At 71.0% G+C, this 13,328-nt stretch carries 11 protein-coding genes; 4 read left to right on the plus strand and 7 right to left on the minus strand.

All coding sequences use genetic code 11. From position 1 onward, the window contains the following. Positions 1–21 precede the first annotated feature (21 nt). Together ACFRAL_RS08045 and ACFRAL_RS08050 are read right to left on the minus strand one after the other, a co-directional pair. Entirely contained in the window at positions 22–948 is a 927-nt protein-coding gene (locus ACFRAL_RS08045) for a 4-(cytidine 5'-diphospho)-2-C-methyl-D-erythritol kinase (RefSeq protein ID WP_336396489.1), read from the minus strand. After that, entirely contained in the window at positions 945–2,012 is a 1,068-nt protein-coding gene (locus ACFRAL_RS08050; RefSeq protein ID WP_378881530.1) for an aldo/keto reductase, read from the minus strand. Before ACFRAL_RS08050 ends, ACFRAL_RS08045 begins: the two co-directional genes overlap by 4 nt. A gap of 183 nt (positions 2,013–2,195) precedes the next feature. Here ACFRAL_RS08050 and ACFRAL_RS08055 point away from each other — a divergent pair, with 183 nt between their 5' ends. Then, positions 2,196–3,782, plus strand: a complete 1,587-nt coding sequence (locus ACFRAL_RS08055) for a stealth conserved region 3 domain-containing protein (RefSeq protein WP_378881533.1) — start codon at positions 2,196–2,198, stop codon at positions 3,780–3,782. Here ACFRAL_RS08055 and ACFRAL_RS08060 read toward each other — a convergent pair. Both ACFRAL_RS08060 and rsmA read right to left on the minus strand, forming a co-directional pair. Further along, positions 3,730–4,650: a phosphodiesterase gene (locus ACFRAL_RS08060; protein ID WP_378881536.1), complete on the minus strand. Its 921-nt coding sequence runs from the start codon at positions 4,648–4,650 to the stop codon at positions 3,730–3,732. The two genes, ACFRAL_RS08055 and ACFRAL_RS08060, sit on opposite strands and share 53 nt — an antisense overlap. A 120-nt stretch (positions 4,651–4,770) precedes the next feature. Then, complete coding sequence (rsmA, locus tag ACFRAL_RS08065; RefSeq protein ID WP_378881538.1) at positions 4,771–5,628, minus strand: 16S rRNA (adenine(1518)-N(6)/adenine(1519)-N(6))-dimethyltransferase RsmA; 858 nt, start codon at positions 5,626–5,628, stop codon at positions 4,771–4,773. A 133-nt stretch (positions 5,629–5,761) separates the two neighbouring features. On the opposite strand from rsmA, the gene ACFRAL_RS08070 reads away from it, so the two are divergent. From ACFRAL_RS08070 to ACFRAL_RS08080, 3 genes are all read left to right on the plus strand, one after another. Further along, complete coding sequence (locus ACFRAL_RS08070) at positions 5,762–7,198, plus strand: sugar porter family MFS transporter (protein WP_336396494.1); 1,437 nt, start codon at positions 5,762–5,764, stop codon at positions 7,196–7,198. A gap of 77 nt (positions 7,199–7,275) precedes the next feature. Next, a complete protein-coding gene (locus tag ACFRAL_RS08075; RefSeq protein WP_378881541.1) occupies positions 7,276–8,577 on the plus strand; it encodes an MFS transporter in 1,302 nt (433 codons plus the stop codon). Between the two features lie 52 nt (positions 8,578–8,629). Beyond that, positions 8,630–10,144, plus strand: coding sequence for a DUF222 domain-containing protein (locus ACFRAL_RS08080; RefSeq protein ID WP_378881543.1), 1,515 nt, complete (start codon positions 8,630–8,632; stop codon positions 10,142–10,144). Positions 10,145–10,253: 109 nt separating this feature from the next. Here ACFRAL_RS08080 and ACFRAL_RS08085 read toward each other — a convergent pair whose 3' ends face one another. Genes ACFRAL_RS08085 through metG form a run of 3 tightly spaced genes read right to left on the minus strand, consistent with a single transcriptional unit; the run spans position 10,254 to position 13,231 of the window. After that, positions 10,254–10,775: an NUDIX domain-containing protein gene (locus ACFRAL_RS08085; protein WP_378881546.1), complete on the minus strand. Its 522-nt coding sequence runs from the start codon at positions 10,773–10,775 to the stop codon at positions 10,254–10,256. 3 nt (positions 10,776–10,778) lie between these two features. Further along, the gene (locus ACFRAL_RS08090; RefSeq protein WP_336396499.1) at positions 10,779–11,657 is read right to left on the minus strand and encodes a TatD family hydrolase; all 879 of its coding nucleotides are present in this window, start codon (positions 11,655–11,657) and stop codon (positions 10,779–10,781) included. Then, positions 11,657–13,231, minus strand: a complete 1,575-nt coding sequence (metG, locus tag ACFRAL_RS08095) for a methionine--tRNA ligase (RefSeq protein WP_378881549.1) — start codon at positions 13,229–13,231, stop codon at positions 11,657–11,659. The genes ACFRAL_RS08090 and metG overlap by 1 nt, the downstream gene beginning before the upstream one ends. Between the last annotated feature and the right edge of the window lie 97 nt (positions 13,232–13,328).

Raw genomic sequence — 13,328 nt, forward strand, 5'->3', positions numbered from 1 at the left:
GGCCTGAGTCGATGCGGCGTGCTACGGCAGCACGCGGGCTCCGGCGACGGGACCGTGCACGTGCAGCGCCTCGTAACCCGCAGCCGACAGCGTGATCTGGACCTCGAGCGCCGCCTCCGGGTCGACGGCGAGGAAGGCGAGCGTCGGCCCCGATCCCGAGACCATCCCGCTCAGAGCGCCGGACTGCTCGCCGAGCTCCAGCACCTCGCGCAGCTCGGGGCGCAGCGAGAGCGCGGCGATCTGCAGGTCGTTGCGGGTGTGCTCGGCCAGCGCGACGGGGTCGCCCGCGCGCAGGGCCTGCAGCACGCCCGGTTCGACGGCGGGCACCCGGGCGCCGGCGGCGATGTCGGGGCGATCCCGCAGCTCGTCGAGGTGCGCGTACACCTCGGGCGTCGACAGCCCGGCGTCCGAGGGGACCACCACCCAGTCGAATCGTCCCTTCGCCAGGGCGGGGCTCAGCTGGTCGCCCCTGCCGGTGCCGATCGCCGTGCCGCCCAGCAGCGCGAAGGGCACATCGGCCCCCAGGCGCGACGCGAGCTTGAGCAGCTCGGCCGTGCCGAGCTCGGCGCCCCACAGCGCATCGCACGCGACGAGGGCGGCCGCGGCATCCGCGGATCCTCCGCCCATGCCGCCGGCGACCGGCACGTGCTTGACGATGTCGAGATGCGCGCCGCCCGTGTGGCCGATCCGCTGCGCGACGAGCCTCGCGGCACGCACCGCGAGGTTGCGGTCGTCGGCGGGCACGCCCGAGACGTCGACCGTCCCCGTGACGGCGACCGTGAAATCGTCGCTGGGCGTCGCCCACACGTCTTCGTACAGCGAAACCGCCTGATATGCCGACGCCACATCGTGGTAGCCGTCGGACTGCACGCCGCCGACCTCGAAGAAGAGGTTCAGCTTTCCCGGCGCCCGAACCCTGACGCCGTCGGCGGCGAGGGCCTGGCTCACCGGTTCGCCGATTCCGCCCAGAGGTCCACGTCGATCCCGTCCGACAGGGCGTCGATGCGCTCCTCCTCCTCCACCGTGAAGGCGGGACCGTCGAGCGCCTTGAGGTTCTCGTCGAGCTGCGCGGGACGCGACGCACCGATGAGCGCCGAGGCGACCACCGGATCGCGGAGCACCCACTGGATCGCCATCTGCGCCAGGGACTGCCCTCGCTCCTTCGCGATGACGTCGAGCGAGCGCAGCGTCGACAGGCCCTTGTCGCTGAGCGGGCCGCCGGGAAGCGAGGCCCGCTGCTGGGCGCGGTCGGCGGTGCCGCCGGCGAGGTACTTGTCGGTGAGCAGGCCCTGCGCCAGCGGCGTGAAGGCGATCGCCCCCATGCCCTCCTTCTTCAGCACGCCCGTCAGGCCGTCCTCGACCCAGCGGTTGAGGATCGAGTACGCGGGCTGGTGGATCACCAGCGGAGTGCCGAGCGACCGGGCGACGGATGCCGCCACCGCCGTGCGCTCGGCGCTGTACGACGAGATGCCGACGTAGAGCGCCTTGCCCTGCCGCACGAGGGTGTCGAGGGCTCCGACGGTCTCCTCGATCGGCACGTCCGGGTCGACGCGGTGGGAGTAGAAGATGTCGACGTAGTCGATGCTCATCCGCTTCAGGGACTGCTCGGCGCTGGCGATGATGTACTTCCGCGACCCGCCGTTGCCGTACGGGCCGTGCCACATGTCGTAGCCCGCCTTCGACGAGATGATGAGCTCGTCCCGGTACGGGGCGAAGTCCTCCCGCATCATCCGGCCGAAGTTCGTCTCGGCCGTGCCGTAGGGCGGGCCGTAGTTGTTCGCGAGGTCGAAATGGGTGATGCCCCGGTCGAACGCGTGACGCAGCAGCGCGCGCTGGTCGTCGAACGGGATGTTGTCGCCGAAGTTCCACCACAGCCCCAGCGAGACCGGCGGCAGCGTGAGTCCCGACGTCCCGACACGGCGGTAGGATGACCCCGCGTAGCGGTCGGCGTCGGCGGTGTAGGGGCGGTGGAGGTCTCCTCCACGGGACAGGTAGCGCGCGTCTTCGGTCACCGGTCCAGGCTAGCGACGTCGGCGGCGACGTGCAGGGGTTCGGGCGCGCACACCCTCGGACAGCGTGTCAAGGGCCTGGCCCGAAACGTCCGCGTAACGGAACCTCTTTATGGTGGCGTCACCAGGCGTGAGCCCCGCCGCGCGCCACCACCCCGCCTCGCCTCGCCCCAGAAGGAGGACTGCATGACCGTGCTGTCTGCGCTGCCCCGTGCCACCGACCCGTCGACCGCGCTCATCGAGCGTCCTGACGTGGTCGTCGATCGCGGAGTCCTCCATCTCGTGCACGACGACCTCGCCCCGCACCAGGCGCGCGAGGCCGATCTGCTCCTGGTCGCCTCCGTGCTCGAGGAGGCGGGCATCGATGTGCTCCTCATCCGTCATGACCGCAGGCTTCCCGCGCTCGTGGTCGATGTCAGCCGACGCGAGGCCGCGCAGGCGGCCCTCGCGGCCGTGTGCGACCGGGAGCCGCTGTACCTGAAGGCGAAGGGCCGGGCCCCGGTGCTCGCGTGCGACGCGCCCGCTCTCTCGGACGCCCCCTCCGTCGTGCGGGTGTACCGCCCGCGGCTGACGAGCTCGGGCGGGCATCGCTACGGCGCGGCGTGGGGCGTGCACCTCGAGTTCTGGCGCTTCGGCGCCGACACCGTCGACGCGCCGCGCGACAACGCGCTGACGCGCTGCGTCACGGCTACGGACGACATCACGTACGAGACCGTCGAGCGGCACGGGCGCCCGTGGCGATCCGTCGCGGGGATGTTCGATCCGCAGCCGCTGGAGGTGGTCGACGACATCGACATCGTCTTCTCGTGGGTCGACGGCTCGACCAGCGAGTTCCAGCGGCAGCGCGCCGCCCAGATGGCCGAGTACGTGGTCGGCGACGGCGACGACGGCCCCGCCCGCTACCGGCACGTCGACGAGCTGCGGTACGCCCTGCGCAGCGTCCACATGTACGCACCGTGGGTCCGTCGCATCTTCATCGCCACCGACTCCCCCGCCCCGTCGTGGCTGCTCGACCACCCCAAGGTGACGATCGTGCGCAGCGAGGAGTTCTTCGCAGACCCGTCGGTGCTGCCGACGCACAACTCGCACGCGATCGAGGCGCAGCTGCATCGCATCCCCGGCCTCGCCGAGCACTTCCTCTACTCCAACGACGACATGTTCTTCGGCCGCCCCGTCGAGCCCGAGCTGTTCTTCACGCCCGGCGGCGTCACGAAGTTCGTCGAGTGCGAGGTGCGTATCGGGGCCGGTGCCCCGGCGCCGCACCGCAGCGGCCACGACAACGGTCTGCGGGTGAACCGCGCGCTCCTGCGCGAACGGTTCGGCCGCACGATCGTCCGCGACCTGGAGCACTGCGCCGCACCGCTGCGCAAGAGCGTCATGGCCGAGCTCGAGGCGGCCTTCCCCGAGGACTTCGCGCGGACCGCGGCATCCCGCTTCCGCTCCGCCACCGACATCTCGGTGACCAACAGCCTCTACCACTACTACGCGCTGCTCACGGGCCGGGCGATCTCGACGCGCGCCCCGCGGGTGCGCTACGTGCAGACGACGGTCGCGTCCGGATTGCGCCGGATGCAGCGGCTCACCGAGCGCGCCGACGCCGACATGTTCTGCCTCAACGACGGCGGCGAGGTCGAGGTGCCGGAGGAGATCCGCGTACGGGCGATCCGCGACGCGCTGGAGCGCCTTTTCCCGGTGCGCGCCCCGTGGGAGCGCGACGAGCTCAGCGCAGCACGGGAATCGGCTCGGTCGGCGCATCCCTCCGCTCGGCGATGACGGGCGCCACGCCGGCGGACGCGAGCCGGCGGGCGGCCTCCGCCGCGTCGATGTGCTCGAGCGTGCGCGGCGCGTCGACCGGCACGACCGAGTGCACCACCGTGTCGTCGTAGACGTGCACGATGTTGAACGCCTGCGCGCCGTCCTGAGGCCGCGTGCCGCCGACCGGCACGGTGAGGTCCTGCGCGTAGCAGGTCGATGACGCGACCGAGACCGGGATGCCGGCGAACGTCGCGAAGGTGGAGTAGTGCAGGTGGCCGGCGATGATCCCGCGCACGTCGGTGGCGCGCAGCACGTCGGCGAGCCGGCGCTGATCCCGCAGCTCGACGCTGGCCGCCAGGGGCAGGACGCTCGGCACCGGCGGGTGGTGCATCGCGAGGATCGAGCCCAGCGGCGCAGGCGTGGCCAGCACGTCGCGGAGCCACTCCAGCTGCGCCTCGCTCACCTCACCGTGGTGGTGGCCGGGCACGGTCGTGTCGAGCGTGACGACCCGGAGGCCGTCGAGCTCGTCGACCCGGTCCACCGGGAGGGCGGCGGATGCCTCGTCGAGGAGGCCCGCACGGAAGGCGCCGCGGTCGTCGTGGTTGCCCATCACCCACAGCACGCGCGCGCCGAGGCGCGCGGCGAAGGGCTCGACGAGCGCCCTCAGCGCGGCGTAGGCGCCCGGCTCGCCGAGGTCGGCGAGATCGCCGGTGACGACGATCGCGTCGGGCAGGATTCCGCTCGCCTCGATGGCGTCGATGGTCTGCGCCAGGCGCTCGGCGCCGTCGACGGCGTCGAAGAGGCGCGGGGTGGCGGCATCCCGGAGGTGGGTGTCGCTCAGGTGCAGCAGGATGCGTTCGGGGGCCGGGTACTCGGCGGTGCGCATGTCGGGTTCACTCCGGTCCGCCGGATGGCGATCTGCCAGTGTAACCGGACGGCGGACGCTCGGAATGTTACCGGCTTGTTTCGAAAGGTCTCCGACGACGCGGTGAAGATCCGCTGAATATCACCTTTCCAGCGGCTCCGCCGCGCGGGCGATCCGCACGTAGTCGTCGACGGAGAGGTCCTCGCCGCGCGCCGTCGGCGCCACGCCCGCGGACTCGAGGACGGCGGATGCCGCGGTGGATGATCCGCCGAGCACCTGCGACAGCGCCTGGCGCAGCATCTTGCGCCGCTGCTGGAACGCCGCGTCGACGATGCCGAAGGTGCGGCGCCGCAGCGCCTCGTCGCCGCGCGGCTCGGGATCGCGGCGGAAGCCCACCAGCACGGAGTCGACGTTGGGCACCGGCCAGAACACCTGCCGCGACACCGTGCCGGCCAGTCGCCACGGTCCGTACCACGCCGCCTTGACGCTCGGCGCGCCGTACACCTTCGAACCCGGCGCCGCGGCCAGGCGCTCGCCGACCTCGGCCTGCACCATCACCACGCCCCGTTCGAGGCCCGGGAACGTCTCGAGGAAATGCAGGAGCACCGGCACGCTGACGTTGTAGGGCAGGTTCGCCACCAGCACCGCCGGGTCGCCGGGCAGCGCCGTGACGCGCAGCGCGTCGGCGTCCACCACGGTGAGCGCGCCGTGATCGACGCCGTGGGCTGCCGCCGTGGCCGGCAGCCGCTCGGCCAGACGGTGGTCGATCTCGACGGCGGTGACCGATGCCCCGGCCTCGAGGATGGCGAGGGTCAGCGACCCGAGACCGGGCCCCACCTCCACCACGCGGTCGCCCGCCGAGACCTGGGCGACGGCCACGATCTTGCGCACGGTGTTCGCGTCGACCACGAAGTTCTGCCCGAGCTTCTTCGTCGGCGTGACGTCGAGTTCTGCGGCCAGCGAGCGGATCTCGGCCGCACCGAGCAGTGTCACGGGCATGCACTCACTGTAGCCGCGCGATGCAGGTCGCCCGGACCCGCGCAACGCCTTGACAGCGTCGCCAGCGCCACGCCAGGGTGTGCCCCAGTGCAGGCGGGAACCGCGTGCCGGGCGAACGAGGAGGATCCATCCCATGACTTCGGCGCACACGTCCGGTCACGACGTCTCGGTCCCGCTCGCGAGGGTGGTGCTCGTCGCCTCGACCGCCGCGCTCGGCGGGTTCCTGTTCGGCTTCGACACCGCCGTGATCAACGGCGCGGTGAGCGCGATCGGCGAGCAGTTCCAGACCGGACCCTTCCTCCTGGGCTTCTCGGTCGCCTCGGCCCTCATCGGCTGTGCGATCGGAGCGTGGTTCGCCGGACGCATCGCGGACCGGTACGGCCGCATCCGCGTGATGATCATCGCCGCGATCCTGTTCGTCGCGAGCGCCCTCGGCTGCGGCCTCGCCTTCAGCGTGTGGGACCTGTCGTTCTGGCGGGTGGTGGGCGGTCTGGGCGTGGGCGCGGCATCCGTCATCGCCCCCGCCTACATCGCCGAGGTCTCACCCCCGGCGTACCGCGGACGCCTGGGCTCGCTGCAGCAGATGGCGATCGTCACGGGCATCTTCGTGGCGCTCCTCACCGACGCCGCCATCGTCGCCGCCGCGGGCACCGCCACCGCTCCGTGGCTGCTCGGCCTCGAGGCGTGGCGGTGGATGTTCCTGTCGGAGCTCGTCCCCGCGGTGATCTACGGCGCCCTCGCGCTCACGATCCCCGAGTCGCCGCGATACCTCATCGCGCGCGGTGAGATGAAGCGGGCCAAGGACGTGCTGTCGCGGTACGTGGGCGGCGACGTGGAGAAGACCTCGACCGACATCCTGAAGACCGTCGAGGGCAAGGAGGACCGGCCGCGATTCCGCATCCTCCGCGGCAACGCCCTCGGCCTGCTGCCGATCGTCTGGATCGGCATCGGCCTGTCGGTGCTCCAGCAGTTCACGGGCATCAACGTGATCTTCTACTACTCCACGACGCTCTGGCAGGCGGTCGGCTTCACCGAGCAGGACTCGCTCACGATCACCGTCATCACCTCGGTCACGAACATCGTCACCACGATCGTCGCGATCATGCTCATCGACCGCGTCGGCCGCAGGCCGCTGCTGCTCATCGGCGCGATGGGTCAGTTCGTGTGCCTCGGCGTGCTGACGGTGATCTTCGCCTCGGCCCCGATCGTCGACGGCGAGCCCGTCCTGGAGGGAGCGGCCGGCACGATCGCGCTGCTGGCGGCGAACCTCTACGTCGTCTTCTTCGGAGCGTCGTGGGGGCCGGTCGTCTGGGTGCTGCTGGGCGAGATGTTCAGCAACCGCATCCGCGCGGTGGCGCTGTCGGTCGCCGCGGCCGCCCAGTGGGCTGCGAACTTCGTCATCTCCACGACGTTCCCCGCACTCGCCGCGGTCGGGCTCGGACTCGCGTACGGCGTGTACACGTTCTTCGCGTTCGTGGCGATCTTCTTCGTGATCCGGTACGTCCGCGAGACGAAGGGGCAGACTCTGGAGTCCATGGTCGACTCGCCCGCGCGCCGGAGGGCCTCGTAGGGGCCGGCTCGCGAGGCGCGCCCCTGGCCGCCCCGACCGAGGCGTCGGGGCGATCCCGGCGATCGTAGGATGGCGGGATGCCCTCCCTCGGCGACCTGATCGCGCCCCGCCGTCTGGGACGGGACTTCCGCTGGCTGCTGGCGTCGTCGTGGACCAGCAACCTGGGCGACGGCATCGCCCTGGCGGCGGCTCCGCTGCTCATCGCATCGCTCACCTCGTCGCCCATCCTCGTGGCCGCCGGCGCCATGATGCAGTTCCTGCCCTGGCTGCTGTTCGGCCTCCTCGCCGGCGCTGTCGCCGATCATCACGACCGACGGCGCCTGGTGATGCTGGCGAACGGCATCAGAGCCGTGGTCGTGCTGGTGCTCGTCGTCTTCCTCGTGACCGGCCAGGCGACGGTGTGGCTCGTGCTCGCGACCGCCTTCCTCTACGGCACGGCCGAGGTGTTCGCCGACTCGGCCGGGAGCACACTCCTGCCGATGCTCGTCAGGCCCGCCGACCTGGGCATCGGTAACGCCCGCATGCAGGCGGGCTATCTCGTCGCCAACCAGCTCGCCGGCCCGCCGCTGGGCGCGTTCCTGTTCGCGCTGGGATCCTTCTGGCCGTTCCTGCTCCAGGTGCTCTGCGTGTCGCTGGCCGTGCTGCTGATCTCGCGCATCGCGCGCACGCCGGTGCCCGAGCATCCCGCCTCCGCCCCGGGCAAGGGGCACGCCATCCGCGAGGGGCTGCGCTGGCTGCGCCACAACGCGCCGGTGCGGACGCTCGTCATCATCATCCTCGTCTTCAACGTGACGTGGGCGGCGCCGTGGGGGGTGCTCGTGCTGTACGCCACGGAGCACCTCGGCATGGGCCCGGTCGGCTACGGCGCCCTGACGACGGCGTCGGCGCTCGGCGGATTCATCGCGATCTTCGGCTTCGGTCGGCTCGAGAAGCACGTGTCCTTCGCGACGCTCATGCGCGTGTGCCTCTCGCTCGAGGTGCTGATGCATCTGTCGTTCGCGCTCACCACGTCGCCGATCGTCGCGTTCGTCATCATGTTCGGCTTCGGCCTCTACGCGTTCGTCTGGGGCACGATCTCGACCACCGTCCGCCAGCGCCTGGTCCCCATGGAGCTGCAGGGCCGCATCGCCTCCGTCAACATGGTCGGCGTCTTCGGCGGCCTCGTGATCGGCCAGTTCATCGGCGGCATCCTGGCGCAGCTGTTCGGGCTGACCGCACCGTGGTGGTTCGCGTTCGCGGGGTCCGCCGTCACCCTGCTGCTGGTGTGGCGGTCGATCTCGCACATCGCCGCCGCCAAGCCCGTGCTCGACGCCGAGACCGCCGATCGGATCCCGCCCGAGGATGAGCCCGGCACCGGCGGGATGCCGCTGCCCGACTGAAGGGCTTTTCGTCGTCATGTTCGAATGTCAGAGGTGGCTGACAGGATGAACCATGGACTTCTTCTCCGAACTCGAGACGCGGCTCGTTCTGCTGCGTGAGATGTTCGGCGGCGAGTTCGATGCGTGCGATCTACCCGTTGTCGTGGAGGGGCTCGGTGACGATGCCGTCGTGGCAGCCTTGGTCGCGGCGACGGAGCTCGTTCGCGCGGGCGAGAAGGTGCGAATCGCCGCGGCGGGCGTCGCTGCGGCGAGATCCGCGCGAAAAGCGGGTCACGACGGGCTCGCACAGAGTCGGGGCCATCGCTGCCCCGCGGCGCTCATACAGGAGATCACCGGCGCCACCCGGGCCGAGGCCGTGAAGCACGTCCGTTTGGGGGAGTCACTCCGGATCGGCGCCGGTCTCGATCCCTTCGTTGACGTTGAAGGAGCGATGACGGATGCCGCGGCCCCGGCCGGACCGGCACCGGGATGCGCGGAACCTGAGCCGTGGCACGCGCCGCTCGGCCGCGCGCTTCTGGCAGGCTCTATCGGGTCCGCGCAGCACGACGCGATTCTTCGCGGGCTGGGGGAACCACCCGAATCCACCGACGGCGCCGAGGCGCTGCGTCGAGGGAGGGAAGCGTGGTCTCTCGCCGCCGAGCAGCTGATCGCCGAGGCGCAGGAGCGCACCGTGGAAGAGCTCGGACGAACCGCCCGCACGGTTCGCGACCAGCTCGATCCCGAGGGAGCGCAACGGCGTTTCGACGAGCGGTTCCTTCGGCGGTCGTTCCGCCTGTGGCGCGACGCCGAGGGTGTGCGGCGCGGTTCGATCGTGTTCGACGACTTCGGCGGCGCCTGGACGCAGGCGGTGCTCGATGCCGCCCTGCGGCCACGACGCGGCGGGCCCAGGTTCGTCGATCCGGATGAGAGGGCGAGTGCCGAGGCGCTCGCCGCCGACCCTCGCGCCAACGACCAGCTTGCCTACGACCTGCTGCTCGATGTGTTCCGCGCCGGCGCGCTCGCCGACGCGAAGGCCGTGTTCGGGACGCGACAGGCCGGTGTGCGAGTCGTGATCAGCGCCGCCGGACTCGAGGTGGGTGCCGCCGGAGCACCAGCCGTCGGCCTCACCGAAGACGACCAGACGACGCTGCCGGCATGGCTTATCGCACAGCAGACGTGCGAGTCCGGCACCGTCACCTGCACTGTCGACGGCGCGGGGAATCCGCTCGACCTCGGACGCGATGCCCGCCTGTTCACGCCGAAACAGCGCATCGCGCTCGCGGCGCGCGACGGCGGGTGCCGGTGGCGCGGGTGCGACCGTCCCGCCTCCTACTGCGAAGCGCATCACATCGACTCCTACGCGACGGGGGGCCGCACCGACGTCGATCGCGGCATCCTGCTGTGCCGCTTCCATCACATGGAGCTTCATCACGGCGGCTGGCGCATCACCCGCCATAGGCGCGCCGACTTCGTGCTCCACCCGCCGCCGGGCAGGGGCGACCCCGTACTGCTACCGCCTCGCCTCGGACTCCGCTGTCTTTGGGCCGAGCTCGAACCTCCGCCCCCACGCTTCCGGCCGGCGGCGTGAGCGGGCCGTGTCGGCGGATCGGGCACCCGCGAGGATCCGGTCAACCCGGGTGAACGGTACGGGGCCGCGCCGGTGATCGACCGCGCACGCCGGGCGCGTACGTGGCCCGCTACTCCGGGGAACGGCCGACCAGTTCGCGGAGCCTTTCGCCCAGCTGCTCAAGCCTCAGCACCCACGGACCTGCCATGTCACCGACATCACAACGCCGCAGCGCCTCAGAGAACGGAACCCAGGCGCTCTCGCACACCTCTTCCGGATCGAGCTGCAGCACAGGATCGCCCGACACACGCGCGAAGTACAGGTCGAAGAGCGCCTCCCGCTCGACCACGCGACCGACGAACTCCAGTTCATCGACGCCGACGCGGACGCCGGCCTCCTCCTCGAGCTCCCGCACCGCACCCTCGGCGCTCGACTCACCCGCGAGCGCACTTCCGGCGGGGAATTCCCAGCACAGGGGCCAGTCCTTCGCCGCCGCCCTCCGCGTCATCAGGACGAGACCGTCACCGCGCAGGACGCACACCGACGCCACGATGTGGAAGAGAGCCTTGGGAAAGTCGGGATCACCGCGACGGAAAGTCGCACCAGTCGGCACGCCCGAGGCATCCGTCAGGTCCCACAGCTCGCCGTCCATGGATCAGTCCTCGAACGCCCCGTACACCTCGAGCGTGTTGGCGGCCACCTGTGCGCACAGCTCGTCCACGTCCACGCCGAGCTCGGTCGCCATGAAGCGCATCGTCACGGGGATCAGGTACGGCGCGTTCGGCCGCCCGCGGTGCGGGACGGGGGTCAGGAACGGGGCATCCGTCTCGACCAGGATCCGCTCCCGCGGGATCACGGCGAGGGCGTCGCGGAGGTTCTGCGCGTTCTTGAACGTGATGTTCCCCGCGAACGAGAGGTAGTAGCCGCGCTCCCCCGCGATGCGCGCCATGTCGGCGTCGCCCGAGAAGCAGTGGAAGACCGTGCGCTCGGGCGCTCCGACGCGGTCCAGGGTCTCGAGCACGGCGTCGTGGGCGTCGCGATCGTGGATCTGCATCGCGATCCCGTGCTTCTTGGCCAGCGCGATATGCGCCTCGAAGCTCTCGGACTGCGCGGGCACGCCGTCCGCGTCGGTGCGGAAGAAGTCCAGGCCCGTCTCGCCGATCGCCCGCACCCGCGGCTGCGCGGCGAGCTCGTCGATCACCGCGATCGCCTCATCGAGGCGCCCCGCCCGCGCATACGCGGGCGCCTCGTTCGGGTGGATCGCCACCGCCGCCAGAACACGCGGGTGGGATGCCGCGGCCCACGCCGACCAGCGGCTCGAGTCGATGTCACCGCCGGCCTGCACGACGCCGATGACGCCGACCTCGCCGGCGCGCGAAAGCTGCTCGTCGAGCGACAGCCCCACGCCGTCCTCGATCTCGAGGTGGGCGTGGTTGTCGTACACCGGCACCGCGAGCGGCTCGGGCGCCGCCGGATAGGTGACGTCGCGGGAGCCCTTCTCGCGCGTGCGGACGTAGGTGCTGGGGTCGCTCATCACGCCGTCTGCTCGACGCGCGGGAACAGCGGCGCGAGTCCGTTCACCGAGGTGCCGGGCTTGAGCAGGCCCCAGACGCCGGCCTCGCGGATCGGCTGGTCCTGCAGGCGCCCGAGCGAGTCGGCGGCGCCCAGCGCGATCCACAGCTTCTCGGTCGCGACCGGCATCACCGGCGACAGCAGCACGGCGAGCGCGCGCAGACCCTCGGCCGCCGTGTACAGGACGGTGCCCAGGCGCTCGCGCCGGCTCTCGTCCTTCGCGAGCGCCCACGGCTCGTTCTCGGTGATGTAGTGGTTCAGCGCGTCGACGATCGTCCATACCGACGAGATCGCCTCGTCGATGCGGAACCGCTCGATGGCGGCGTCGGCGGCGGCCGCGGCATCCGCCACCGTCCGCTGGATGTGCAGGTCGGCGTCGGTGTACGTGCTCGGCGGCGGCACGACGCCTTCGAAGTACCGCTCGACCATCGCGGTCGTGCGCGAGGCGAGGTTGCCGAAGCCGTTCGCGAGCTCGGCCTGGTACCGCGCCGACAGGTCCTCCCACGAGAACGAGCCGTCCTGCCCGAACGCGATCGCCGAGAGGAAGTAGAAGCGGTAGGCGTCCGAGCCGAAGACGTCGGTGATCTCGGTCGGCGCGATGCCGGTCAGCTTGGACTTCGACATCTTCTCGCCGCCGACGAGCAGCCAGCCGTGCGCGAACACGCCCTTGGGCACGTCGACGCCCGCGGCCATCAGCATCGCCGGCCAGATGACCGCGTGGAAGCGGAGGATGTCCTTGCCCACCACGTGGTACGCCGGCCAGCGCCGCGCGAACTGCTCGGAGTCCGAGCCGTAGCCGACGGCGGTGGCGTAGTTGAGCAGCGCGTCGACCCACACGTAGATGACGTGGGACTCGTCCCACGGCAGCGGGATGCCCCAGTCGAAGGCGGAACGCGAGATGGACAGATCCTTCAGCCCCGACCGCACGAACGAGACCACCTCGTTGCGCGCGCTCTCGGGCTGCACGAAGTCGGACTGGTACAGCTCGAGCAGGCGCTCCTGGAACTCGCTCAGCTTGAAGAAGTAGTTCTTCTCCTGCAGCAGCTCCAGCGGCTTCGAGTGGATCGCGCAGACCTTCAGGCCCTCGAACGGGCCCGTGCCGTCGACGATCTCGGACTCCGGCTTGAACTCCTCGCAGCCCACGCAGTACAGCGCCTCGTACTCGCCCGCATAGATGTAGCCGCGGTCGTAGATGGCCTGCACGAACGCCTTGACGCGCTCCTCGTGCCGCTCCTGCGTGGTGCGGATGAAGTCGTCGTTGGCGACGTCGAGCGTCTGCAGCAGCGGGAACCACGACTCGCTCACGAGCTTGTCGACCCACTGCTGCGGCGTCACGCCGTTCGCGCTGGCCGCGCGCAGCATCTTCTGCCCGTGCTCATCGGTGCCCGTGAGCATCCAGGTGTCGTCGCCGGCCTGGCGGTGCCAGCGCGCGAGGGTGTCGACCGCCACGGTGGTGTAGCCGTGGCCGATGTGGGGCACGTCGCTCGGGTAGTAGATCGGCGTCGTGATGTAGAAGGACTGGCGGCCGGAAGTCACCAGGAGAGTCTAGTTCGAGCGGATGCCGCGCCCGCCGTCGTGACAAGGCGGCGTCGTGGGCCGCCCGCAGCGGGGGCACTCGTAACACGCACGCGCC

It is taken from the genome of Microbacterium sp. NPDC056736 (assembly GCF_042790415.1).
Classification (GTDB): Bacteria; Actinomycetota; Actinomycetes; order Actinomycetales; family Microbacteriaceae; genus Microbacterium.